At 65.0% G+C, this 24,001-nt stretch carries 25 protein-coding genes, 1 tRNA gene and 1 pseudogene; 21 read left to right on the forward strand and 6 right to left on the reverse strand.

The window, feature by feature from the left end:
- Positions 1-33: 33 nt before the first annotated feature.
- Positions 34-2,976, reverse strand: coding sequence for a peptidoglycan-binding protein (locus tag ACFQ2F_RS14150; protein WP_379091146.1), 2,943 nt, complete (start codon positions 2,974-2,976; stop codon positions 34-36).
- Positions 2,977-3,171: 195 nt separating this feature from the next.
- Here ACFQ2F_RS14150 and ACFQ2F_RS14155 point away from each other — a divergent pair, with 195 nt between their 5' ends.
- Positions 3,172-3,609, forward strand: a complete 438-nt coding sequence (locus ACFQ2F_RS14155; RefSeq protein WP_379091148.1) for a secondary thiamine-phosphate synthase enzyme YjbQ — start codon at positions 3,172-3,174, stop codon at positions 3,607-3,609.
- A gap of 7 nt (positions 3,610-3,616) precedes the next feature.
- Here ACFQ2F_RS14155 and ACFQ2F_RS14160 read toward each other — a convergent pair whose 3' ends face one another.
- Both ACFQ2F_RS14160 and ACFQ2F_RS14165 read right to left on the reverse strand, forming a co-directional pair.
- A complete protein-coding gene (locus tag ACFQ2F_RS14160; protein ID WP_379091150.1) occupies positions 3,617-5,491 on the reverse strand; it encodes a sodium:solute symporter family transporter in 1,875 nt (624 codons plus the stop codon).
- A 5-nt stretch (positions 5,492-5,496) separates the two neighbouring features.
- Positions 5,497-5,763, reverse strand: a complete 267-nt coding sequence (locus ACFQ2F_RS14165; RefSeq protein WP_379091152.1) for a DUF4212 domain-containing protein — start codon at positions 5,761-5,763, stop codon at positions 5,497-5,499.
- Positions 5,764-5,973: 210 nt separating this feature from the next.
- Here ACFQ2F_RS14165 and mscL point away from each other — a divergent pair, with 210 nt between their 5' ends.
- The 10 genes and pseudogenes from mscL (at position 5,974) to ACFQ2F_RS14215 (ending at position 14,914) form a co-directional block, all read left to right on the forward strand.
- Positions 5,974-6,402 (forward strand): large conductance mechanosensitive channel protein MscL, encoded by a 429-nt coding sequence (gene mscL, locus ACFQ2F_RS14170; protein WP_379091575.1) that lies wholly within the window; start codon positions 5,974-5,976, stop codon positions 6,400-6,402.
- A 291-nt stretch (positions 6,403-6,693) separates the two neighbouring features.
- On the forward strand, positions 6,694-7,044 hold the full coding sequence (locus ACFQ2F_RS14175) for a 2Fe-2S iron-sulfur cluster-binding protein (RefSeq protein WP_379091154.1): 351 nt from the start codon (positions 6,694-6,696) through the stop codon (positions 7,042-7,044).
- 2 nt (positions 7,045-7,046) lie between these two features.
- Positions 7,047-8,516 carry a siroheme synthase CysG gene (gene cysG, locus ACFQ2F_RS14180; protein WP_379091156.1) on the forward strand — a complete coding sequence of 490 codons (1,470 nt, stop codon included), beginning with the start codon at positions 7,047-7,049 and terminating at the stop codon, positions 8,514-8,516.
- A complete protein-coding gene (locus tag ACFQ2F_RS14185; protein WP_379091158.1) occupies positions 8,509-8,832 on the forward strand; it encodes a DUF2849 domain-containing protein in 324 nt (107 codons plus the stop codon). The genes cysG and ACFQ2F_RS14185 overlap by 8 nt, the downstream gene beginning before the upstream one ends.
- The gene (locus ACFQ2F_RS14190; RefSeq protein ID WP_379091160.1) at positions 8,819-10,474 is read left to right on the forward strand and encodes a nitrite/sulfite reductase; all 1,656 of its coding nucleotides are present in this window, start codon (positions 8,819-8,821) and stop codon (positions 10,472-10,474) included. Before ACFQ2F_RS14185 ends, ACFQ2F_RS14190 begins: the two co-directional genes overlap by 14 nt.
- Positions 10,461-10,808: pseudogene (locus ACFQ2F_RS14195) on the forward strand (DUF934 domain-containing protein); the annotation flags it as partial. The gene ACFQ2F_RS14190 and the pseudogene ACFQ2F_RS14195, both read left to right, overlap by 14 nt.
- Positions 10,809-10,931: 123 nt before the next feature.
- The gene (locus tag ACFQ2F_RS14200) at positions 10,932-11,672 is read left to right on the forward strand and encodes a phosphoadenylyl-sulfate reductase (protein WP_379091577.1); all 741 of its coding nucleotides are present in this window, start codon (positions 10,932-10,934) and stop codon (positions 11,670-11,672) included.
- Positions 11,669-12,574 (forward strand): sulfate adenylyltransferase subunit CysD, encoded by a 906-nt coding sequence (cysD, locus tag ACFQ2F_RS14205; RefSeq protein WP_379091162.1) that lies wholly within the window; start codon positions 11,669-11,671, stop codon positions 12,572-12,574. Before ACFQ2F_RS14200 ends, cysD begins: the two co-directional genes overlap by 4 nt.
- The gene (locus tag ACFQ2F_RS14210; protein WP_379091164.1) at positions 12,574-14,046 is read left to right on the forward strand and encodes a GTP-binding protein; all 1,473 of its coding nucleotides are present in this window, start codon (positions 12,574-12,576) and stop codon (positions 14,044-14,046) included. The genes cysD and ACFQ2F_RS14210 overlap by 1 nt, the downstream gene beginning before the upstream one ends.
- A 67-nt stretch (positions 14,047-14,113) precedes the next feature.
- Positions 14,114-14,914, forward strand: coding sequence for a sulfite exporter TauE/SafE family protein (locus ACFQ2F_RS14215; protein WP_379091166.1), 801 nt, complete (start codon positions 14,114-14,116; stop codon positions 14,912-14,914).
- A gap of 32 nt (positions 14,915-14,946) precedes the next feature.
- On the opposite strand, the gene ACFQ2F_RS14220 is transcribed toward ACFQ2F_RS14215, so the two are convergent.
- On the reverse strand, positions 14,947-16,128 hold the full coding sequence (locus ACFQ2F_RS14220) for an acyl-CoA dehydrogenase (RefSeq protein ID WP_379091579.1): 1,182 nt from the start codon (positions 16,126-16,128) through the stop codon (positions 14,947-14,949).
- A gap of 219 nt (positions 16,129-16,347) precedes the next feature.
- Here ACFQ2F_RS14220 and ACFQ2F_RS14225 point away from each other — a divergent pair, with 219 nt between their 5' ends.
- The gene (locus tag ACFQ2F_RS14225) at positions 16,348-17,517 is read left to right on the forward strand and encodes a CaiB/BaiF CoA transferase family protein (protein WP_379091581.1); all 1,170 of its coding nucleotides are present in this window, start codon (positions 16,348-16,350) and stop codon (positions 17,515-17,517) included.
- 39 nt (positions 17,518-17,556) lie between these two features.
- On the opposite strand, the gene ACFQ2F_RS14230 is transcribed toward ACFQ2F_RS14225, so the two are convergent.
- A tRNA-Thr gene (locus ACFQ2F_RS14230) sits at positions 17,557-17,631 on the reverse strand.
- 138 nt (positions 17,632-17,769) lie between these two features.
- Between ACFQ2F_RS14230 and ACFQ2F_RS14235 the strand changes: the two genes are divergently transcribed.
- The 5 genes from ACFQ2F_RS14235 to ACFQ2F_RS14255 all read left to right on the forward strand — a co-directional run bounded on the left by ACFQ2F_RS14235 (position 17,770) and on the right by ACFQ2F_RS14255 (position 21,752).
- Positions 17,770-17,952, forward strand: a complete 183-nt coding sequence (locus tag ACFQ2F_RS14235; protein WP_379091168.1) for a hypothetical protein — start codon at positions 17,770-17,772, stop codon at positions 17,950-17,952.
- Positions 17,953-18,107: 155 nt separating this feature from the next.
- A complete protein-coding gene (gene murA, locus ACFQ2F_RS14240) occupies positions 18,108-19,397 on the forward strand; it encodes a UDP-N-acetylglucosamine 1-carboxyvinyltransferase (RefSeq protein ID WP_379091170.1) in 1,290 nt (429 codons plus the stop codon).
- 107 nt (positions 19,398-19,504) lie between these two features.
- Positions 19,505-19,960, forward strand: coding sequence for a DUF2948 family protein (locus tag ACFQ2F_RS14245; protein WP_379091172.1), 456 nt, complete (start codon positions 19,505-19,507; stop codon positions 19,958-19,960).
- A gap of 2 nt (positions 19,961-19,962) precedes the next feature.
- Entirely contained in the window at positions 19,963-21,267 is a 1,305-nt protein-coding gene (gene hisD / locus ACFQ2F_RS14250; RefSeq protein WP_379091174.1) for a histidinol dehydrogenase, read from the forward strand.
- The gene (locus tag ACFQ2F_RS14255; protein WP_379091176.1) at positions 21,264-21,752 is read left to right on the forward strand and encodes a UPF0262 family protein; all 489 of its coding nucleotides are present in this window, start codon (positions 21,264-21,266) and stop codon (positions 21,750-21,752) included. The genes hisD and ACFQ2F_RS14255 overlap by 4 nt, the downstream gene beginning before the upstream one ends.
- 23 nt (positions 21,753-21,775) lie before the next feature.
- Here the strand turns inward: ACFQ2F_RS14255 and ACFQ2F_RS14260 are convergent, their stop codons facing one another.
- Entirely contained in the window at positions 21,776-22,042 is a 267-nt protein-coding gene (locus ACFQ2F_RS14260) for a DUF3303 domain-containing protein (RefSeq protein WP_379091178.1), read from the reverse strand.
- A gap of 228 nt (positions 22,043-22,270) precedes the next feature.
- Between ACFQ2F_RS14260 and infA the strand changes: the two genes are divergently transcribed.
- The 4 genes from infA to ACFQ2F_RS14280 all read left to right on the forward strand — a co-directional run bounded on the left by infA (position 22,271) and on the right by ACFQ2F_RS14280 (position 24,000).
- On the forward strand, positions 22,271-22,489 hold the full coding sequence (gene infA / locus ACFQ2F_RS14265; RefSeq protein ID WP_045365920.1) for a translation initiation factor IF-1: 219 nt from the start codon (positions 22,271-22,273) through the stop codon (positions 22,487-22,489).
- A 4-nt stretch (positions 22,490-22,493) separates the two neighbouring features.
- Positions 22,494-23,243, forward strand: coding sequence for a Maf-like protein (locus tag ACFQ2F_RS14270; protein WP_379091180.1), 750 nt, complete (start codon positions 22,494-22,496; stop codon positions 23,241-23,243).
- Positions 23,240-23,449 carry a DNA gyrase inhibitor YacG gene (gene yacG, locus ACFQ2F_RS14275; RefSeq protein WP_379091182.1) on the forward strand — a complete coding sequence of 70 codons (210 nt, stop codon included), beginning with the start codon at positions 23,240-23,242 and terminating at the stop codon, positions 23,447-23,449. The genes ACFQ2F_RS14270 and yacG overlap by 4 nt, the downstream gene beginning before the upstream one ends.
- A 92-nt stretch (positions 23,450-23,541) precedes the next feature.
- Positions 23,542-24,000: a YybH family protein gene (locus ACFQ2F_RS14280; RefSeq protein WP_379091184.1), complete on the forward strand. Its 459-nt coding sequence runs from the start codon at positions 23,542-23,544 to the stop codon at positions 23,998-24,000.
- The last annotated feature ends 1 nt before the right edge of the window (position 24,001 follow it).

Genomic DNA, 24,001 nt, shown 5'->3' on the forward strand with positions numbered 1-24,001 from the left:
GCGCTTTAAATTCCGTTGCTTTGAGCGCGGGGTTTATCCGGCGAGCTTCTCCAGCCGGGAGACCAGCGGAATGCTGACCTCGCCGGTCTCCGGCAGGCCGTTGCGGCGCTCGAAATCCAGGATGGCGCTGCGGGTCATCTCGCCAAGCGCCCCATCCACCGGGCCGGCATCGTAGCCGAGGGAGTTGAGCAGCGACTGGGCCTTGCTGACCAGAGCGGGGCTGGGCTCCTTGGCATCGGCCATCCAGGAGGCCTTGCCTTTCACCTCGTTGGCTTCCTCGTCGGTCTCCTTTGCCTTCCAGCCTCCGGCGGCCGCTTCGGCTTTGGCGAGCTGATCGCCCGTCAGCTTGTCCCGCAGGGCATCGCGGCGCTTTGCGGCTTCCGTATCGCCGCTCGCCGCGGCCAAGGAGAACCACTTATAGGCTTCGACGAGATCCAGCGAGGTGCCGAGGCCGTGCTCCTTCAGCACGCCGAGATTGAACTGGCTGTCCGACAGGCCGTGGGCAGCGGCTTTCGTGTACCACTTCGCGGCGTCCGTATAGTCGCCCTTGCCTTCCTTGCCGCCTTCGATGACCGCCAGGTTGTGCATCGCCTTCAGGTTGCCCTTGCTGGCAGCGCGGCCGTACCAGGCGCGGGCCTGGTTCAGGTCGAACTCGACCCCTTCGCCGCGCTCATAGAGAACGCCGAGACGATACTGGGCGGGCGCGAGACCCGCCGTAGCCGCCAGGCGGAGCCAGCGCAGCGACTTCTCCATGTCGCGCATCCCGGCATCGCCTTCCGCATAGCGCAGGCCGACCAGATACTGCGCCCGGGCGTCTCCTTGCGCGGCGGCGCGGCGAAGCGCGTAGGTGCCGGCGGATTCGTCGGGCATGGCATATTTGAGCTTCACCTCGTGGTTGGCGGCGGAGGAGGAGGGATCCGGCACCACCGTCAGGCTCACGCCCGGCGGCAGCTCAGGGCCGCTGTCGCGTCTCACAGAGGCCGGGGTGGGCGGCAGGGTCGGCAGCTTGAAGCCCGGCAGATCCGGCTCCGGCACCGCCTCGCGGCCCACATCGATATCCTCCTGCTGGCGCGGGATCATGGTCTCGATCGGCTTGTCGAGCTGGCCCGACTTCTCAGGCTTGTCGGCATCCTTAGGCGCAGCACCCGGCGTTCCTTCGCCGCTGGAGCCTTCCGCAGGGGCCCGCTCTTCCGACGCAGGCGCCACAGCTTCACCGTTCTCCGGCTTGGAGCCGAGGCGGCTATAGAGCAGGGCGGCGCTGACGATCAGCAGGATCACCGCGAAGATCATCAGATAAGAGCGCTTCTTCTTCTTCGGCTGCCCATCCGCGTCCACGGCGCTGCCGGGAAGCGTCTTGTCGCGCTTCTTCTTGTCGCCCCAGCTGCTCGATTGCTCGGCCTGGGCGGCCGCAGCCTGAGCAGCACGGCGGGCGGCGGCCACGAAGCTGTCGGAGCTCTCGGAATCGTCGTCCTCGTCGCGATAGGCCATGGGCCGGCGAGGCTCATCCTCTTCGGACTTCGTGCCCTTGCGGCCGAACGGACCGGCGGGCTCGTCGTCCTCGTCTTCCGGCATCACCTGGGAGAGCTGGCTGCGCAGGCTGCGATCCGGCCCGGCTTCCTTGTCGCCCGCAGACCCGGCAGTGGGCGCGCCCTCCATGGGGTCGGGCTCCTTGTGGCCGGTGAGGGCGGGCGGCTCGTCGTATGAGGCCTCGTCCTCGTCCGCATAGGCATCGGCGAAGGGCGCGCGACGGATCGGCGCTGACGGCGAAGGCTTCTCCGCCTGCTCAACCAGCTTCTTCAGAGATTCGTGCACGGCGCCCAGCGTGTCGGCGAGCCGGTCGTCGGTGGTCGTGCTGCGCTCGTTCATGGCGGTGAGATCCTTGTGGATCGCCTCCAGACGCTCCGCGGCGCTGGATTTCACGTCGCTCGCCACCTTCTGGGCCGCGGAATCCGCCGCGCGTTCGGCGACATCCTCCATGCTCGGCTGGGTGTCGATATGCTCCATCAGCTGGGTGAGCTGAGCCTCGATGGTGCCGATCTTGGAGACTTCCGTCTCCGTGCGGCCGAGCTGCTGGCCGAGATCGGCAAGCTGCTGCTCGATATTCTGCAGGGCGTCCGGCTGCGGGGCCTCGCCCTCGCTGCGCTGAAGCGCGCGGTCGAGCTGATTGGCGATCTCGTCCATCTTCGCATTGAGGGACTCGATCTGGTCGTTCGGCACGATGGAGCCGAGTGAGCCTTCCAGCCGCTGCGCCGCATCATAAAGCCGGCGGGCATAATCGGTGTCGTCGTCGGAAGAGGGCGCGCTGTAGGGCGCCGGCGCCTGAAGCGAGGCGGCCGAATCGTCGCCCATGGCGGCCTTGAACGCCGCCTCGTCGTCTCCACCGCCGAAGCGGCCCGAGTAATCGAAATCGTGAGCGGGCGGGGTGGACTCTTTCGGCGCGGGCGCCTCTTCGTCGGCAACCAGCGGCGGAAGATCCAATTCCGGCGTGTCGCGGTCCGAATCGTCCTCCACACCGAAGAAGGAAGGCAAATATGCGCTCCTGTAGTCGTCCCCCAGCGCCTCGCTCGGCGTCTCGGGCTCCGACGGCTCCATGCTAGAGTCTTCCGGCGTCATGAACGTGTCGGTGGGCGGCAGATCCCCATAAGGCTCGCTGCCCTTGGCGAGCTTGGAAAGCGCATCGCCCTCCGCCGCTGCTTCAGCCGTCTCGCCGGTTTCCGTCTCCGAAAGCCGCTTGGCGAGGCTGCTCACCTGCTCATGCAGCCGGTCGAGCGTGTCGCTGTCGTCAGCGCCGCTGGCCGATCTGGCCTCGCGGGTCGCCTGGGAAAGCTGATCGAGCCGAGAGTGCAGATCCTCGAGCGCATCGCTGTAGCGGCGCTCGCTTTCTTCCACACGGTTGATGAGGTGCTTGACCAGAGACTCCACCGAGTCCTCGCCGCCCTGAGCTGTGTCCGTCTTGAAGTTGGGATCCGAAGCCATGCCGCCCGTCCGATATTGAGATGATCACCGGGACGCCCCACTGCGCCGCCGCAAAGTCGGATTTGAACCTGCGCCGTTAGGGTAAATTTCGGGTTAAACATCGCTCCGCGTTGAGACATTCGGTTTCACGAGCCCTGGCGGGCCAACGATTCGGCCTGATAGGTTAGGCGCGCAATCGAGTTCGGGAGCGAGAGAATGTCGGGTGTTACCCAGGCCGATCACCAGATCGAGATCGAAACCTCAGGCAAGGGATTCGTGGAGATCACCCACCTGCTGAAGCGCTGGCTCGGCGAGATCGGGGCCGAGGCGGGGCTGCTCACCGCCTTCATCCGTCATACGTCGGCCTCCCTGATCATCCAGGAAAACGCCGATCCCAATGTCAGGGTGGATCTGCTCGATGCGCTGGAGATCTTCGCGCCGGAGGATCGGCCTTACGCCCACTCAGAAGAAGGACCGGACGACATGCCGAGCCATATCAAGTCGATGATCAACGCGGTGAGCCTCAATATCCCCGTCACAGGCGGGGCCATGACGCTGGGCACCTGGCAAGGCGTCTATGTGCTGGAGCACCGGGCGCGGCCACACCGGCGGAAGATCGCGCTCTCCTTTATAGGCCGCGTCGCAGGGGCGTGATTACCGTTCAGTGGGCGGCTGCCGCAGCGGCCGCGGCTGCACGATGGCGTGCCGCGTCGTAGAGCGCTTCGCCTTCCGGATCCCGCAGCCCGTCGAAATAGGCGGTGGTGGCGGGTGATGGCTCGCGGTCCCAGAGGCTGACGCCGACACCCGCTCCGATGGCCAGCAGCGTGGCAAGAACGCTGATGGCCATGGTGCCCGTGCTGAGATCGATGGAAGAGAAGAAGCCGCGCACCAAAAGCTCCACCAGCATTATGATGCCGCCGACGCTCAAGCTGGCGAGCGCGCCGAGTTCCGTGTAGCGCCGCCACCAGATCGAAAGCAGCAGCACAGGGAAGAAGGTGGCCGCAAGCAGGGCGAACGCGCTCAAGGCCGCGCGCATCAGATCGATATCGCCGATGGCGAGATAGATGGCCGTACCGAGCGCGAAGATGCCGCTCACAGCCCAGACCGCCGTATGGCGCGGCAGACGCGGTACATCCAGATCGAAGAGTGCCGCGGCCTCCCTGTCGAACAGCCGGTAGATGTCCTCCGACACGCTGGCACCGAGCGAATAGAGATGTGAGCCGGCCGCGGCGAAGGCCATGGCGATGCCGCCGGCTGCCACGATCACCGTGCACACGATTGGAAGCTTCGCCGCGATGGGAAAGGCGAGCAGAATGCCGTCTCGCGACAGCAGAACCTCGTTCGCCTGAAGCCCGCCGCTGGCGTTCATGTCGCGGGCGAACATCAGCTGCTTGTCGATCAGCGCCGTCATCCACTCCGGCAGCAGGTCGGGGCGGAGCTGGGCCAGATCCTGGAACATCAGCGCCTTTGCAAACACCGCCAAGGGCGGCACGCTGATCGCGAACACCGCGACGAACAGCACCGCCCAGGCCCCGGCCCAGCGTTGGCCCGAGACGGTCAGGGACGAGCCCGTGCGCATCAAGAGGCTCGGCAGGCAAGCCGCTCCCATGGCCACGCATAGAAAGAGCATCACGAAGGCGGGTGGCGAAAGCGCCCCGAACGCCTCCAGGAAGGGTTTCGGCACGGCCTCCGCCGTGTTGCCCGGCAAGGCCTCGGCGAGCCCCTCGGCGGGACCCGGCTTGAAGCCCGCATTGATCTCCGACGTCTCCAGCGCGTTCAGGGTCGAGCCATAGGTGAGCTGCGGGGCCGGCAGCACCGTCACCAGCACCGAGACGATGACGAGAGGAACGGCGAAGGCGATTGCGCCCACGATGAACTGGGCGCCGCCCGTCCAGGTGAGCGCCCGCATGCCGCCCAGGATCACCACGCCGCAGACGATGGCCGCCACGAACAGCACCGCGATGGAATAGGGGATGGGCACGAACATCGACGCCACGAGGCCCGCGATCTTGATCTCCGCGGCGAGCAGGAAAACCACCGGAATGATCAGGGCGGCGGCGCTCGCCACCCGCAAGATCTTCGACCCGAAGCGGAAGCCTAGGAAGCTCGGAACCGTGAAGGCGCCGGCCTTGCGCAGATAAGGCGAGAACAGCACCGTGAAGAGCAGCATGCCGAAGGTCAGGCCGATGCCGATGGCAAACGCATCGACGCCGAGAAAGAACGCCGTGCCCGTATAGGCGAAGTAGCCGATCCCGCCGATCGTCGTGGCTGCCAGCATGAAGCCGTTATAGACGCTGGGGACCCGCCGGCCGCTGGCGAAATAATCCTCCGTCTCCATGGTCCGGGTGCGGGCCGCGACGGCGAGATAGAAGATCACCGGCAGCACGATCAGCGCCGGCCCGAGAGTAGCTTCCCGCCAGCCGACCTGCTCGAGAAGCGCAAGCAGGATGGATAGCGAGATGAACGCGCTCGCCGTGATCCCGAAATAGGCGCCGAGATGCGGGTTGGGTGTGCGCAAGCGCAAGGCGGGACGCATCGGCCTTAGAACTCCTCGCTTTCGCCGAGCTCCTCGTCGAGCCGGTCCTGAACCCGCGCATACCAGAAGGCGCCGCCTGCGATCAGGAGGACCAGCCCCTGGGCCAGCGCATAGAAGCCGAGCGGGAAGCCGAAGAATCCGTAAGCGTTGAACTCGGTCTCACCGAAAGTGAGGATGATGGCCGTCACGGCCAGCGCGCCGAGCAGCCCGGCCGCCAGAATGAGGCTGTGCCGCCAATGGAGCGCGCGTGCGCTTAGAGCACCCTGCGACATGGTTCGCGCATCCCTCCCAAACGTCGAATCGAATTTCGAAATCGCGCTTCGAAATACGAAGCTTTGCTGCCCGGTCCCCTCAGGCATGGCTTCAATAATGGGCCGCACCATGGCACAGATAAGAAGGGCGGTGGCAAGCCTTTCCCGAAAAGCCTCTGCAATGCCGCCCCTGACGCTTGGGAGAAATCTGAGGGGGACAAGCCAGTGGCGATCGTCAAGGAGTTCAAGGAATTTGCCCTGCGCGGCAATGTGGTGGACATGGCCGTCGGTATCATCATCGGCGCGGCATTTTCGACCATTGTGCAGTCGCTGGTGAACGATGTCGTCATGCCGCCTCTGGGCGTCGTCACGGGGGGCGTCGATTTCAGCGATTTCTTCATCGCGCTGGACGGCAACACCTATGAGAGCGTCGCCGCCGCGGAAAAAGCGGGTGCCCCCACCATCAACTATGGTCTCTTCATCAACAACTGCATCAGCTTCATCATCGTCGCCTGGGTGCTGTTCTGGCTGGTGAAGGCCATGAACCACCTGCGCCGCAAGCAGGAGGACGAAAGCAACGAATCCGTGCCGCCGCCCAAGGACATCCAGCTCCTGGAGGAGATCCGGGATGCCCTGGTGGAGGGAAATCAGCGCAAATAGCGCCTAAAAGGCCGATCGGCCCTAGCAAGGGGAAGGATTTTGCGTCGCGTCCGCCCCGCGAGCGCTTCTCATTGCGTCTAACGCCCTCAAAAGAAAATAATTCCACTTTTTTGCGCTGGCAGGAACGTCTTTGCTGCTTTTTGCGTCCATCCTGCTTACATGCGGAATGATTTTTTACTAGTGTGCGCGACGAAAACGGGGCGCGGGCGCTTTTCAAAGGCGTCGCCGCGCCCCTGACGATTTCGATCTCGCACACCACGGTTTTTGGCAGGATTTTCAAGGTCGGCCCGAATGCATATCACGGTCCATCTGCCCGACGGCACCACCCATCGTCTCGAAGCCCTCGAGGGCTGGCGAGTCATGGAAGTGATCCGAGACTGGGGACTCCCCATCAAGGGCGAGTGCGGCGGCGCTTGCGCCTGCGCGACCTGCCATGTGCGCGTCAAGGAGGAGTGGCTCGACAAGCTCTTCCCCCAGAGCGACGAGGAGCTCGAGATGCTCGACGGCGCCTTCAATGTCGAGGATCACTCTCGTCTGTCTTGCCAGATCATCATGACGCCCGAGCTGGACGGGCTTGAGGTGGAGCTCGCCGAGGATAGTCTCGCCGATCTGCCGCCCGAACGTCTCGTGGTGGGAGGCTAGCTATGCGGACCTTTCCCATCTTCGTAAGGGTCGACGGCAAGCCGCCGCTGGTGGTTGGTGGCGGTGAGCTCGCCGGCATCAAGACACGTCTGCTGCTGAAGCGCGCAGCCCTGGTCGAGGTCGCGGCCGATGCGCTCGATGACGAGCTGTCCCGGCTGGAAGCCGACGGCAAGGTCGTCAAGATCGAGCCGGCACCCGGCATCGACCAGATTCGCAGCCGTCCGCTCGTCGTCTCGGCCACCGAGGACGATCAGGAGGATGCGCGGGTCTCCGCCATCGCACGGGCGCTTGGCGTGCCGGTCAACGTGCCGGATCGTCCTGAGCTTTGCACCTTTGCGCTTGCCGCCATCGTCGATCGCGACGAGGTGACCGTCGCCATCGGCACCGAAGGTCTGGCGCCCGTGCTGGCCCAGCGTCTGCGCGCCACGTTCGAACGCGAGCTTCATCCGCGTCTCGGCAGCCTGGCCCGTCTCGCCGGCACGTTCCGAGACCGCGTCGCGGCCCAGCTTCCCGAAGGCGCCGCACGGCGTCAGCTTTGGGACCGTATCTTCGGCGGGCCTGCAGGCGAGGCCGCCCTCGACGGCGACGAAACGGAAGCCGGGCGTCTGTTCGGCGAAGAGATCGACGCCGCAGTTGCGGGCGAGCACGACTCGAAAGGCCTCGGCCGTGTGCTGATGGTCGGCGCAGGCCCGGGCGATCCGGACCTGCTGACCCTGAAGGCCGTGCGTGCGCTGAAATCCGCCGACGTCATTCTCTATGACGGGCTGGTGGGCGAGGGCGTGCTGGAGCATGCCCGCCGCGAAGCTTTGATGCTGCCGGTTGCCAAGTCCAAGGGCGCCCACTCGGTGGCTCAGAATGACATCAACCGGCTGATGGTCGAGCATGCCCGCCAGGGCCATACGGTGGTCCGCCTCAAGGGCGGCGACCCGTTCGTTTTCGGCCGGGGCGGCGAGGAGCTGCAGGCTCTGCGTGAGGCCGGCATTTCCGTCGAGGTCCTGCCGGGCATCACCGCTGCCGTGGCGGCCGCTGCGAGCGTCCAGATCCCGCTCACCCATCGGGACCATTCCCACAGCGTGACCTTCCTCTCCGGTCATGCGGCGAAGGGGGCGGCTCCCGATTTCACCGGGCTCGGTCTGACGGCGCTGGCCGGCGGCGAAAACACGCTGGTTCTCTACATGGGCGTCTCCGTTTGCAGCGAGGTGGCCGACGAGCTTCTGCGCGCGGGCTGGTCGCCCGACACGCCGGTTCTGGCGGTGGAGAATGCCAGCCGCCCCAATGAACGCCGGGTCGCAGCGACGCTCCGCCTCGTTGCCGAGGACCCGGAGCGGCTCCAGTTGAAGAGCCCCGCCGTGCTGTTCTTCGGCGAGGTCGCAGGGCTGGAAGCCGAAGGTCTGGTGGACCGGGTGCTCGATGCCCCGGCGCTGCAGGGGACATTCGACGAGATCATGCCGCGGAGGGTCGCCAATGGCTGAGCCCCGGTCGGCAAAATCCGGCACCATCCGGGCCATGACCGCGAACCGTCTGGAGGACGGCATCGTGGTCTATCTGGCGCCCGACGGAAGCTGGACGGAAGAGCTGGAGAAAGCGCGCATCGCCGAGACCGACGAGGAGGTGGAAGCGCTGGAGGAGCAGACCCAGAAGGCCGTCGAAGCACGCGAAGTGGTCGGCGCCTACACGATTGCTGTTGAGGTTGAGGATGGAGTGCCGACGGCCACCTCGGTGCGCGAACGCATCAGGGCCGCACACCGCACGACACTGACGAAGGATTGGTACGATGTACCGCTATGACGAATTCGATTACGGCTTCGTCCGCGAGCGGGTAGCTGAGTTCCGCGATCAGGTGGAACGCCGCCTCGAAGGCGAGCTGAACGAGGACGAGTTCAAGCCCTTGCGCCTGCGCAACGGGCTCTACCTGCAGCTGCACGCCTATATGCTCAGGATTGCCGTGCCTTACGGCGTCCTGTCGCCGCGCCAGCTGCGTCAGCTCGCCTATATCGGCCGCAAATACGACCGCAACTACGGCCATTTCACCACCCGCCAGAATCTCCAGTTCAACTGGATCAAGCTGGTGGACGTGCCGGATATTCTGAGCGATCTGGCCGATGTCGAGATGCACTGCATCCAGACCTCGGGCAACTGCATCCGCAATACGACGGCGGACCCTTACGCCGGCGCCGCCCATGACGAGCTGGAGGACCCGCGCGTCTGGTGCGAGATCATCCGCCAGTGGTCGACGCTCCATCCAGAGTTCAGCTGGCTGCCGCGCAAGTTCAAGATCGCGATTTCCGGCGCCGCCGAGGATCGCGCCGCCACGGCCTTCCACGACATCGGCCTGCGCCTGGTGAAGGGCAAGAACGGCGAAGTCGGCTTCAAGGTGCTGGTCGGCGGCGGCATGGGCCGCACGCCTTATGTCGGACAGGAGATTCGCCCCTTCCTGGAGAAGCAGCATTTGCTGTCTTATCTGGATTCGATTCTGCGGATCTATAATCGCTACGGCCGCCGCGACAACATCTTCAAGGCGCGGATCAAGATCCTTGTGAACCATCTCGGCATCGACAAATTCCGCGAGGAGGTCGAGGCCGATTGGGAGAAGACCCGCAAGGATCTCGTCGACCTCCCGCAGGAGGAATACGAGCGCATCGACGCCTATTTCCAGCCGCCTGAGCTGACGCCCGGGCCGGTGACCGATGAGGCTGTCGAGCAGCGCCGCGAGACCGATCCGGTCTTCGCCCAGTGGATGCGCCACAACGTGAAGCCCCACAAGGTGCCGGGCCACGGGATCGTGGTCGTCTCCCTGAAGGAGCCTGGCCGCACCCCGGGCGATGCGAGCTCGGAAGGCATGGAGCTGGTTGCCGATCTGGCGGAGCAGTACAGCCACAGCGAGATCCGGGTGAACTACACCCAGAACCTCATTCTGCCGCACGTGGCGCTGGGCGATATCCCGGCGCTCTACGACGCGCTGGCCGAGGCGGGGCTCGCCACCGGCAACAACGACCTGCTGGGCGACATGATCTGCTGCCCCGGCCTGGATTACTGCAACCTGGCGAATGCCCGTTCGATCCCGATCGCCAAGGAAATTGCCAAGCGGTTCGAGGATCCGACGCGTCAGGAGGAGATCGGCGATATCCGGGTGAACATGTCCGGCTGCATCAATGCCTGCGGTCATCACCACTCGGGCAATATCGGCATCCTCGGCGTCGATAAGAAAGGCACCGAGCTCTACCAGATCACGCTCGGCGGCAACCCGAAGGACGATGCCGCTATCGGCACGATCATCGGCCCCGGCTTCCGCGCCGAGGCGGTGCCCGATGCCATCGACACTATCGTCTCGACCTATATCGAGAAACGCGATGAAGGCGAGACTTTCCTGGAGACCTGGCGGCGTGTTGGCGCCGATCCGTTCAAGGAGGCGCTCTATGGCGCTGGTTGATCTTTCAAATGGGGCGTTGCTCAACCGGAACGACGCCCCCGATGTGACCTTGGCGACCGATGCCGACGATGAGGCCCTGGAGGCCGCGGCAAAGGCGTCTGTCGTCGCTGTTGAGTTTGCGACCTTCAATGACGGAAGGGGGATGACCCTTGCGCGTTTGCTGCGCGACCGTCTGGGGTTCGTTGGCGAGCTGCGGGCCGTCGGCTACGTTCTGCCCGACCAGGCGGTGTTTCTCTATCGCTGCGGTTTCGATACGGTCGAGATCGAACCCAAGGACGGTCTCGAGACTTGGCGCGCATCGATCGACCGCTATCATCACAACTACCAGGGCTCGAGCCGCAATCCGGTCCATCTGCGCCACGGCGCTGCCAAAGGTGGAAATAGCAAGGGCGGAAACGGGAAAGCGGATTCCGAGCCCTCCGGCAATGCTGCGTCCGGTGTTGAAGCGGCTGAAGCCCTGGATGCCAAGCTCGCCGCAGCGGGAAGCCTGGCTGCGCGCATGGCGATCATCGCCGGCGCCGTGGATGGCCGGATTGCATTCTCCTCCAGCCTCGGCATCGAGGATCAGGCCATTCTCGACGCCATCGCCGGCACCGATCGTTCGAATGCCGAATTCGATGTCTTCACCCTGCAGACCGGACGTCTGTTCCCGGAGACGGAAGAGACCCTGGCCCGGTCCGAAGAGCGCTATGGGCTGCCCATCCGCGCCGTGAAGCCCGATGCGAAGGAGGTGCTGGAGCTCCTCTCCCAGGACGGCATCTTCGGCTTCCGCCATTCCCTGGAGAACCGCAAGCGCTGCTGCGAGATCCGCAAGGTACACCCGCTGAACAAGTCGCTCGCAGGCGCCGCCGCCTGGATCACGGGCATCCGCCGCGAGCAGTCGGGAAACCGTTCCAACATGCCCTTCGCCGAATGGGACGAGGGCCATGAGCTGATCAAGATCAACCCGCTGGCCGATTGGAGCGCCGACGAGCTCGACGCCTACATCGCCGACCACGACGTGCCGGTGAATCCGCTGCATGACCAGGGCTTTCCGTCCATCGGCTGCCAGCCCTGCACCCGCGCCGTGCAGCCGGGCGAGGATCCGCGCGCCGGCCGCTGGTGGTGGGAGAACGAAGACAAGAAGGAATGCGGGCTGCATGTGAGCTCCATCACGCAGACCCAGCCGCAAGACCAGAAGGAGCCGCAGCCGGCATGACCGTACTCACGTCGCATCTGAAGCTGCTGGAAGCGGAAAGCATTCATATCTTCCGCGAGGCGGCGGCTCAGTTCCGCACGCCTGTGCTGCTCTATTCGATCGGCAAGGACTCCACCGTGCTGCTGCATCTGGCGCGCAAGGCCTTCTGGCCGGCCAAGCTGCCGTTCCCGGTGCTGCATATCGACACCAAGTGGAAGTTCCGCGAGATGATCGAATTCCGCGACCGCACGGCCAAGGAATTCGATCTCGATCTCGTGGTGCACACCAATGAAGACGGCCGTCAGCGGAACATCAATCCGTTCGACCATCCGCCTTCCGTCTACACCGACGTGATGAAGACCCAGGCGCTTCGTCAGGCGCTCGACGCCGGCGGCTACGATGCCGCGTTCGGCGGCGCCCGCCGCGACGAGGAGGCGAGCCGCGCCAAGGAGCGCGTCTTCTCCTTCCGCGCCCCCGGCCACCGCTGGGAGCCGCGCCTGCAGCGCCCGGAGATGTGGAACATCCTCAACGGCCGCCTGGGCAAGGGCGAGACGGTTCGCGTCTTCCCGCTCTCCAACTGGACGGAAGCCGACGTCTGGCGCTATATCGCGCTCGAAAACCTGGATGTCGTGCCGCTCTATTTCGCCAAGGAACGTCCTGTGGTGGAGCGGAACGGCCAGTTCATCATGGCCGACGACGACCGACTTCAGCTCGAGCCCGGGGAGACCCTCCAGCAGCGCAAGGTGCGCTTCCGGACCTTGGGCTGCTATCCGCTGACCGCGGCCATCGAGTCCGAGGCGGACGATCTGGAATCCGTCATCGACGAGACGCTGAGTGCCAAGTTCTCCGAGCGCGCCGGCCGCCTTATCGATCACGACACGGCGGGCGCCATGGAGAAGAAGAAGCGCGAGGGATATTTCTAATGAACTTGGCTGCGCTTGTAGATCAGGATGTCGCGGCGGCAGCGCCGGCGGAGAACGCCGGCAGCATGCTGCGACTGCTTACCTGCGGCTCCGTGGACGACGGCAAGTCGACGCTGATCGGCCGGCTGCTCTGGGAATCCGGCGCGGTCCCTGACGACCAGCGCGCTGCCGTGCTGGCCGCCTCCAAGGGGCGGAGCAACTTGAACGGCGAGGAGATCGACTTCTCCCTGCTGCTCGACGGGCTTCAGGCCGAGCGCGAGCAGGGCATCACCATCGACATCGCCTGGCGCTTCTTCGAAAGCCAAAGCCGCCGTTATGTCATCATCGATGCGCCTGGCCACGAGCAATACACCCGCAACATGGCGACCGGCGCATCCCATGCCGATGTCGCTATTCTGCTGATCGACGCCCGCCACGGTGCCAAGCGCCAGACCCGCCGCCATGCCGCCATCTGCGATCTGGTCGGCATCCGCAAGGTGGTGCTGGCGGTCAACAAGATGGATTTGATCGATTACGACGAGGCGACCTTCCGCCGGATCGAATCCGAGTTCCACGAGATGGTGAAAAGCTTTGGCTTCGAAGAGGTCCAGGCCATTCCCGTGGCGGCGCTCACCGGCGACAACGTCTCCGGCCAGTCCGCCCGCATGCCCTGGTATGACGGCCCGAGCCTGCTGGACTATCTGGAAGGGGTCGAGCCCGCCATGGAAGCGGTCGATGCGCCCTTCCGCTTTCCCGTTCAGACCGTGCTGCGCCATGGCGATTTCCGAGGCTATGCTGGCACCGTCGCCTCCGGCGTGATCCGCCCCGGCGACCGGATACTCGATGCCCGCAGCGGCCTTGCGGCCCATGTGAAGCGCATCGCCACCATGGATGGCGACCGCGACGAGGCGGCCAAGGGCGATGCCGTGGCCATCGAGCTCGACGCGGAGCTCGATATTTCCCGCGGCGCCGTGCTGTCGGAAGCCGACGACGCGCCGGTCAACGGCGATGTTGTCGAAGCCCGGATCGTGTGGGTCTCGGAAGCCCCGTTTGACCCGGAAGCCGGCTATCTGTTGCTCACCAACACCGATCAGGTCCCCGTCAGCAGCATCAGCATCTCCGCGCTGATCGATTTCGAGACCCTGCGATCGGCGCCGGCCCATGCCTGCACTGTCAACGACATTGCGGATTGCCGTATTCTGCTGGGGCGCCCGGCGGCGTTCGACCTGTTTAAGGATCTGCCCGCCACCGGCAATTTCGTGCTGGTGAGCGCCATCGACGGCGCCACTGTGGCCGGCGGTGTCATCACCTTCGCCCAATCCGGCGCTGCCACGCCTGAGAATACCTTCGTTCTCAGCCGCGACCTCCTGGCCCGCGGGCTGTGCTCCGATCTCGGCGATTCACCATCGGATCGCGCAGAGTTCGAGAGGCGTGCGCAAGAGGCGGCAAACCTGTTACGTTCCGTCGGCGTACCGGTCATCATCGAAATTTAGTAGACTCGGGGGCGTGAGGTAGCCGGGTTCAGATGCGGCCCGCTTCCAAGGGGAACTCGTTGCGCGAATGTCGGATATGAGCTGGGTGGTGGATTTCCTGCCGCTCGTAGGAGCGGGCTGTGTCGTTGGTTTTCTGATCGGCCTGACAGGTGTCGGCGGCGGTGCGCTGATGACACCGCTGCTGATCTCCACCTTCGGTGTGAGCCCGCAGATCGCCGTGGGCACGGATCTGCTCTACGCGGCGATCACCAAGAGTACGGCCGGCTGGCGCCACCACATCCTCGGCCACGTGGACTGGCCAATCGTCTTGCGCCTCGCCGCCGGTAGCGTCCCCGCGTCTCTGCTGATCCTTGCGTTGATGGCATTCACGCCGTTCAACACCGAGGCCCTGGCGGAATCTATTCGCGGTGCCCTCGTCTTCGTCTTGCCGGCCAGCGCCCTGGCCATCCTCGTCTATCCGCGCTTCATCAAGGGGCCGCTTTCCGGCGAGGATTTTGATGTCCCCGTGCGGACCGTGCCCACGGTCATTTTCGGTGTGATTCTGGGCGCCCTGGTCACCCTCACCTCCGTGGGCGCCGGCGCCATCGGCGTGGCCGTGCTGTCGACACTCTATCCGCTGCTGCGCGCCCGCCGCGTCGTGGGCACCGATATCGCCCATGCCGTCCCGCTCACGCTCGTGGGCGGGCTCGGCCATATGGGCCTCGGCCATGTGGATCTGGTCCTTATGGTGGCACTGCTGGTCGGGTCTATCCCCGGCATGCTGCTGGGCACACGCCTCGTCGGCCTCGCCCCGGAATGGCTGCTCCGGCCGGTGCTCGCCATCGCGCTCTGCTACGCCGCCTACAGCCTCTTCACGCACGCGCACTAGACAAGAAGTCGGCGACCCAAAGATCCTTCCGCCTAGCAGAAGGCCTGCAGACCCGTGATCGCCCGGCCGAGGATCAGCGCATGGATGTCGCTGGTACCCTCATAGGTGTTCACCGTTTCCAGATTGGCCGCATGGCGCATCACGTGGAATTCCGCCGAGATGCCGTTGCCGCCATGCATGTCTCGGGCGGCGCGCGCGATCTCCAGAGCCTTGGCGCAATTGTTGCGCTTGATCATCGAGATCGTCTCCGGCGCGAGCTGGCCGAGATCGAACAGCCGCCCGGCCTGCAGGCAGCCCTGGAGGCCGAAGGCGATCTCCGTCGTCATGTCGGCAAGCTTCTTCTGGATGAGCTGGGTGGCGGCGAGCGGCCGGCCGAACTGCCTCCGGTCCAGGGTGTACTGGCGGGCCGCCGCAAGGCAGGCTTCCGCCGCGCCCAGCGTCCCCCAGCCGATGCCGTAGCGCGCCCGGTTCAGGCAGCCGAACGGGCCGCTGAGCCCGCTGGCCCCCTCAAGAAGGTTTTCGTCGGGCACCTCGACACCATCGAGCACGATCTCGCCCGTGATGGAGGCGCGCAAGGAGAGCTTCTCGCCGATCTTGGGGGTCGAGAAGCCTTTGGCCCCGCGCTCCACGATGAAGCCTTTGATGGCATCGTCATGGGCGGCCGATTTCGCCCAGACGATCGCGATATCGGCGATGGGCGAGTTGGTGATCCAGATCTTGTTGCCCGTCAGCCGGTAGCCGCCGTCGGTCTTCTCGGCGCGGGTCCGCATGCCGCCCGGGTCCGAGCCCGCATCGGGCTCCGTCAGGCCGAAGCAGCCGATCAACTCGCCTGTGGCAAGCTTCGGCAGATATTTCTGCCGCTGGGCCTCGTCGCCATAGGCGTAGATGGGATGCATCACCAGCGACGACTGCACGCTCATGGCGGAGCGGTAGCCGGAATCCACCCGCTCCACTTCCCGCGCCGCAAGCCCGTAGGCCACATAGCCGAAGCCCGCGCCGCCATAGGCTTCCGGAATGGTGCAGCCCAGGAGCCCGAGCTCGCCCATCTCGCTCATGATCTCCCGGTCGAAGCGCTCTTCCAGATAGGCCGAGGTGACCCGGGGCAGGAGCTTGGCTTGCGCGTAGCGATGGGCGGTATCGCGCACCAGCCGCTCGTCCTCCGTCAGCTGGCTCTCCAGGTCGAACGGATCTTCCCAGTCGAAACGCGTCTTCATGGTCTCGACCCCAGCGCTGCCGCTGTTGGACGAAGGGTGCGGGGAAGTGGACATGTCGGCTCCATGGCATCGGATTTCGGGTGGCAGCGCCGGCTCGCATGAGAAGTCTCCGCGGCGACGCGCCTTCCCATAAGGATATAGAACAGGGCCGTCTTGCGCGGAAGGCCGAACTGTGGAAGCGCTAGCCCCCGTTCGATCGAAAGAGAAACTGCGAGGAATATCATGCGCCCCCTTGAAGGAGTGAAAGTGTTGGAGCTGGCGCGGATCCTTGCCGGTCCCTGGATGGGCCAGCTCCTCGCCGATCTCGGTGCCGACGTGGTGAAGGTCGAGAGCCCGGCAGGCGACGATACCCGCGGCTGGGGGCCGCCCTTCGTGCCGGCGGAAGACGGTGGCGATCTCTCCGCCGCTTACTTCCATGCCGCCAATCGCGGCAAGCGCTCCATCACCGTGGATTTCCGTGAAGAGGAAGGCCAGGCCGAGATCCGCCGTCTCGCCGCGAAGGCCGACATCCTCATCGAGAACTTCAAGGTCGGCGGACTTGCGAAATACGGTCTCGATGCGGAGAGCCTGCGCGCCCTCAATCCGAAGCTGATCTATTGTTCCGTCACGGGCTTCGGCCAGACCGGACCGGATGCAGCCCGCGGCGGCTACGACTTTCTCATCCAGGGCATGGGCGGGATCATGAGCCTGACTGGCGAGCCGGAGGGCGAGCCCATGAAGTCGGGTGTCGCCTTCGCCGATATCTTCACTGGACTTTACGCGTCGACCGCGGCTCTTGCCGCGCTCCGGCGGCGCGACGAGACGGGGGAGGGCGCCACCATCGACATGTCGCTCCTCGATTGCCAGGTGGCGGTGCTGGCCAACCAGGCCATGAACTATTTCATCGACGGCGCTCCGCCGGCCCGCCTCGGCAACGCCCATCCCAACATCGTGCCCTACCAGGCCTTCGCCGTCTCAGACGGTCACGTGATCGTGGCGGTCGGCAATGACGGCCAGTTCAAGCGGTTCTGCGCGGTGATCGGCGCGCCGGAGCTCGCCGACGATCCAGACTTCGCCACCAATCGCGCCCGGGTCGACAATCGCGAAACCCTCGTGCCGCGGCTCGCCGCGCTCCTGCGCGGGTTCTCAAAGCAGGACCTGCTCGACAAGCTTCAGGCCGAAGGCGTGCCCGCCGGCCCCATCAACGATCTGGAAGAGGTGTTTGCCGAGCCCCAGGTCGCCCACCGCAAGCTTCGGATCGATCTGGCGGACGAGACGGCAAAAGGCGGGACGATCCCGGGCTTGCGCTCCCCGATCCTGATCGACGGCGAGCCCATGGCGGCCGACCGCCCATCGCCGAAGCTCGGGGCCGACGACGACACGTTCCGGAACGGCAAGCTATGGGAGTAGCCGCGCGCGAAAATTGATCGGAAGATTTTTAGGAAAGCCTGGTGCCGCCGGAGTGGATTGAACACTCGACCTCGTCATTACCAATGACGCGCTCTACCACTGAGCTACGGCGGCGATTAGGCTAGGACGTTTCGCGCGGGCTGCTGTCTGGAGTGTCAGCAAGTGGCGAAAGCGGCGCGAAACTGCCATAGGGAGCGGACGCACGCAAGCGCGGGCTCGCAGCATTTCCGGGATTGAGAGGCGAAAGAGCAAATGTCCGGGGCAGAAGGCTCAAAGCCAGGCAAATCGGGGGCGAAAAAGACGGACGACCGGGCGGAGCGTCTGGCTGCCGAGCTGCGCGCCAATCTGGCCCGGCGCAAGGCCCAGAAGAAGGCTCAGGAAAAGGCCCGCCAGGAGCCCGATTCGCCGGAAAACGGCCAACAATCCGATCGATAATCCGGCTCAACTCCGTCCATGCTGCGCCTTTTTGCGATAGCGGCTAAGCTTGCAGGCGCATGCACGGAGGGATAAACGGGACAATTGACTTGGAACGCCGGTCGAGGCGGGCGCGCTTGAGCCGCCACCTCTCGATTGGGCGTTGAGGGACACGAATGGACCGCATCCGAATCGTTGGGGGCAATCCTCTCATCGGCAGCATTCCGATCTCGGGCGCCAAGAACGCGGCGCTTCCGCTGATGATCGCGAGCCTGCTGACGTCTGAAACGCTTACCCTGAAGAACGTGCCGCATCTGGCCGACGTGGCCCAGCTCGCCCGTATCCTCGGCAATCACGGCGTCGACCTCACGGTGGTCGGCAAGCGCCTCGGCGACAATGGCGATCACGGCCAGACCTATCGTCTGCGGGCGGCCGAGATCGTCGACACCACGGCGCCTTACGAGCTGGTCTCGCGCATGCGGGCGAGCTTCTGGGTGCTGGGGCCGCTGATCGCTCGGATGCACAAGGCCAAGGTCTCGCTGCCCGGCGGCTGCGCCATCGGCACGCGTCCCGTGGATCTCCATCTCCAGGCGCTTGAGGCGCTGGGCGCCGAGATCGAGCTGGACGGTGGCTATGTGCTGGCAAGCGCCCCCGGCGGCCTGAAAGGCGCTCATATCGCCTTCCCGAAGGTCTCCGTCGGCGCCACCCACAACACTTTGATGGCCGCGACCCTGGCCAAGGGTGAGACCCTGATCGAGAACGCCGCCCGGGAACCGGAGATCGGCGATCTCGCCGACTGCCTCAACAAGATGGGCGCCAAGATCGAAGGCATCGGCTCTTCCACGCTCCACATCCAGGGCGTCGACGAGCTGCATGGCGCCGAGCACGCCGTGCTGCCCGACCGTATCGAGACTGGCACCTACGCCATGGCCGTGGCGGCCACCGGCGGCGATGTGGTGCTGGAAGGCGCGCGGCCCGAGCTGTGGCAGAGCGCCCTGGAGCTGCTGCGCAACAGCGGCGTCGAGATCGAGGAGCGCGAGAACGCCATCCGCGTCGCCCGCAACGGCAGCGGCGTTGGCCCATCCTCCGTAGAGACCGAGCCCTTCCCAGGCTTCCCGACCGATCTCCAGGCCCAGCTTCTCGCTCTGATGTCCCTCGCGGACGGCACGTCCACCGTGCGGGAGACCATTTTCGAGAACCGCTTCATGCATGTGCAGGAACTGGCCCGCCTCGGCGCCCATATCGATCTAAAAGGCGATACGGCCGTGGTGACCGGCGTGAAGTCCCTACGCGGCGCCCAGGTCATGGCCACCGACCTCAGGGCGTCTGTGTCCCTGGTGATCGCGGGGCTCGCCGCCGAAGGGGAGACCGTGATCAACCGGGTCTATCACCTGGACCGCGGTTTCGAGCGCATCGAAGAGAAGCTCGGCCAATGCGGCGCGGAGATCGAGCGGCTCAGCAGCTGATCCGGCGTGGCTAAGCGGCACGCTTTCATTCTCCCGCAGCTTTGCTAGAACGGCACGCGGTAAAAAGGCGACCGACACAAAGGCGACCAGAAGAGAATTTCGCGCCAATGACCCCATTGAAGCTGCTCGCCCTCGACGATGACGATCTGGAAGTCATCTCCCTGCATCTGCAGGACGCCGTGATGCGCGTCGGCGATCTGGCCTATCTGCCGTCCCAGAACCGCTTTGCCGCCGTGCTGAACCGGTTCGACTGGGTGGCTGCGGTGCAGAGCAGGGCCAAGACCCGGCGCCGGCGACGCGCCGCCCTTCGTTTCGACCGGGTGTTCAACGCCAAGCTGAAGGGCTTCCGGCCCGATCAGCCCGACGAGGTGCTCTCGCTCTTGGCGATACAGTTCACGCCCGAGGACGGGCCGAGCGGCACCATCGATCTCACCTTTTCGGGCAACAAATCCATCCGGCTCGAGGCGGAATGCATCGAAGCGGAGCTGAGGGACCTGGGCCCCGTCTGGCAGACCAAGAGCCAGCCACGCCACCCGGATTCCGAGCCTGAGGCGGAGATGTAGCCATGGCCGTCTGGCTCTCCACCGCGGCGGCGGATTTCGATGCCCGCTTCAAGGATCTGCTCGCCACAAAACGCGAATCCTCTGCTGACGTGAACGACGCGGTCGCCAAGATCATCGCTCAGGTGCGCGAGGAAGGTGACGCGGCCCTGATCGCGCTCTCCAAGCGTTTCGACCGGGTCGATCTCGGCGAGAAGGGCCTGCGGGTCACCGAGGACGAGATCGCCGCGGCGCGGAAAGAATGCGATCCGGCGACCCTGGACGCTCTCAAGCTCGCCCATGACCGCATCGCCTCCCATCACGCGCGCCAGCGCCCCCAGGACGACAGCTACACCGACGATCTCGGCGTCGAGCTCGGCAGCCGCTGGACGGCCGTCGAATCCGCCGGTCTCTACGTGCCGGGCGGCACGGCGAGCTATCCGAGCTCGGTTCTGATGAACGCTGTCCCGGCTAAGGTCGCCGGCGTTGAGCGCATCGTCATGGTGGTGCCCACCCCTGACGGCGCCCTGAACCCGCTGGTGCTGGCCGCGGCCGAGCTTGCCGGCGTCTCGGAGATCTATCGCATCGGTGGGGCCCATGCGGTCGCAGCCCTCGCCTATGGCACGGAGACGATCGCGCCGGTGGTGAAGATCGTCGGCCCCGGCAACGCTTATGTCGCCGCCGCCAAGCGTCAGGTCTTCGGTACCGTCGGCATCGATATGGTGGCCGGACCGTCGGAAATCGTGGTGATCGCCGATGGCGAGAACGATCCCGCTTGGGTGGCGGCCGATCTTCTAGCCCAGGCCGAGCACGATACGGCGGCCCAATCCATTCTGATCACCGACGACGAAGCCTTCGCCAAGGACGTGAGCGATGCGGTGGAGCATCAGCTGAACGACCTGCCGCGCAAGGACACGGCGGAAGCGAGCTGGAAGGATTTCGGCGCCATCATTCTGGTGGACGATCTGGCCGAAGCGCCTGCCCTGGTAGACCGTCTGGCGCCGGAGCATCTGGAGATCGCGACCTCCGACCCGGAAGAGCTTTCAGCCAAGATCCGCAATGCCGGCGCCATCTTCCTCGGCCGCTACACGCCTGAGGTGATCGGCGATTATGTCGGCGGCTCCAACCACGTGCTGCCGACGGCGCGCAGTGCGCGCTTCGCATCGGGCCTTGGCGTGCTCGACTTCATGAAGCGCACCTCGCTCCTGAAGATGAATTCGGATTCGCTCGCCAAGCTCGGCCCCGCCGCCGTGACGCTCGCCCAGGCTGAAGGCCTGGACGCCCACGGCTATTCGGTCTCCATCCGCGGCAATGCCGGAGGCGGACGATGAGCGAGTCTCAGACCCAGAGCCAGTCGCGCCTGGTCGAGGTCACCCTCGATCAGGCCTCCATCGGCCACAACAACACCGACGTCGCCCATGAGCGCGAGGTGGCGATCTTCGATCTTCTGGAAGACAACAGCTTCGTTCTGGAAGGCCATACCGGCGGACCGTATACGCTCCACCTGTCCCTCGCCGAGAACCGGCTCCTGTTCCATATCGGCGACAAGAATCACAAGCCGGTCGAGGAGGTCAGCCTCTCCTTGGCCCCGTTCCGCAAGCTGGTGAAGGACTATTTCCTGGTCTGCGAGAGCTATTTCGAGGCCATCAAGACGGCGCCCGCTTCGCGCATCGAGGCCATCGACATGGGCCGCAAAGGCCTGCACGACGAAGGTAGCCAGCTTTTGAAGGAGCGGCTGGATGGCAAGATCAATCTCGATATCGCCACCGCGCGCCGCCTCTTCACGCTTCTCTGCGCCCTTCACTGGAAAGGCTGAGTCGTCCGGAGGCGACCCCGCGCCTAGCGTCCGACGTAGTCCGCCAGCTCGGAGAAATCCATCACCGGTGCGATCTGGTGCACGTTGATATCGGTCCAGGGCTGGAACAGCCTCATGATTGCCGAGGCGTCGTCGGCCTCGAAGATGCACCAGGTTTCCTGCTGGGTGAGGGCGATCCACGCGCCGATCATCTTCACGCCATCGGGCTCGGCGATGCCGCCCTTCTTGAAATTCTCGATGCTTTCGTCCCGGTTTTCCGGGTCAATCGTGACGTAGCAAACGAACAGCATGGCTCCGCTTCTCCTCTTCTGCTGTGCATTCAACTGGAAGACGATAGGCGAAGCTTTCGCAACGGAGTATGAAGGCCCTGCGCGCTGCAAGAGGCGGGGCGCAAGGGGCGAGTCGTCCAGCCGCAGGCGTTTTCGCCGGCTCATTTTCCGGCAAGTCGGTGATCGCCCTTGATTTTGCGCATCCGCGCGACCATTCTCCGCCAGCCGGTGCGAGACGAAAGGAGATTTATGGCGAAGGAAGAAATGCTCGAATTTCCGGGAGTGGTCACCGAACTCCTCCCGAATGCCACCTTCAGGGTGAAACTCGAGAACGAACACGAGATCATCGCCCATACGGCGGGAAGAATGCGCAAGAATCGCATTAGGGTGCTTGCTGGCGACAAAGTTCTTGTCGAGATGACCCCATATGATCTCACCAAAGGCCGTATCACTTACCGCTTTAAATAGGCTGGTGCCTGGCCGGGGTGCCGCCAAGGGCGAGGCTGCTTCATCGCAAGAAGCGCCGCGCGACAAGACAGGTGCGCCTGCGCCCGCCAAGCCCGCAAAGGCGAAATCCAAGACCGGCGGCCATCGGCCGAAACTGGTGTTGGCAAGCGCCTCGCCCCGTCGTCTGCGTCTCTTGGAGCAGGCCGGCATCACGCCCGACGGGCTGCGCCCTGCCAATATCGACGAGAGCGCCAAGAAAGGGGAAGCTCCCCGCCATCTTTGCCGACGCCTGGCGCGCGGCAAGGCGGAAGCCATCCGCAAGCTGCTGCGCTCCGAACCCGAATTCGAAAATTCCTTCATCCTGGCCGCCGACACGGTCGTGGCCGTGGGCAAGCGCATCCTCGGCAAGGCGGAGAAGGAGCACGAGGCGACCCGCTGCCTGGAGCTGCTCTCGGGGCGCTCCCATCGAGTCTATAGCGCCATCTGCCTGATCACGCCTTCGGGCCGCATCCGCGAGCGCATCGTGGAGACGCGCGTCCGCTTCAAACGTCTGACCCGCCATGAGATCGAGGCCTATATCGCCACCGGCCAATGGCGTGGCAAGGCGGGCGGCTATGCCGTGCAGGGCGTGGCCGGAAGCTTCGTGGTGAAGCTCGTCGGGTCCTACACCAACGTCGTCGGCCTGCCCCTCTACGAGACCCTGAACCTGCTTGCCGGCGAGGACTTCCCCGTCACCTATTTCTGGCTGAACCGGGTCGAAGTGGAGACCGCGTGACCGGCGGCAATACGCGAAAGCCGAAGGAGTCTGCGGGCGCGAAGCCCAAATGCCCGATCTGCGGCAAGCCGACGGCCGAGGATTACCGGCCCTTCTGCTCCAAGCGCTGCGCCGATGTGGATCTGAACCGCTGGCTCTCCGGCCGATACGCGGTCCCCGGCGAGCCTGCCGGACAAGCCCCGACCGACGAAGACGGGGAAACCTAGAACACCGTTGCACGCTTGGCCTCTCGACGCGCTAAGCTCTCTCAAAACGACCGGGGGCAAATCTTCCGGCGATGATGAGGGAGGAACAGTCGATGACCGAGCTGAGAGCGTGGATGGCCGCCGCGATGGTGGCAGGCCTTGCGATGCTGCTGCCGGGGCTTGCCGCGGCGGACGGCCTCAAGAACCCGAAAGACGCCGTCGAGATCTTCAAGAAGGCCACCGCAGAGGGCGATGCGGCGGCGATTGCAAACGTTTATGGACCCAAGGCCACGCTGCTCCTGCCCGACGGCAAGGTGGCCTCAGGGAGGGATCAGATCCGCGCCCTCAACGAGCGCATGCTCTCCGCCGGCAAGAACGAGCTGACGTTCCGCGATGTGAAGGTCGATGGCGGCGATTCACGCGCCGTGATGATCTGGAGCTGGGAACGCAAGATCACCCCGGAGAAGGGCGAGCCCGTCACCATCCGCGGCCGCTCCATGCTCTATTGGCTGAAGGGCGAGGATGGCTGGCAGATCGCCGTCGATATGTATCAGCAGGTGCCCCGGCGCTGAG

This window comes from Methyloligella solikamskensis (assembly GCF_042676065.1).
GTDB lineage: Bacteria > Pseudomonadota > Alphaproteobacteria > Rhizobiales > Methyloligellaceae > Methyloligella > Methyloligella solikamskensis.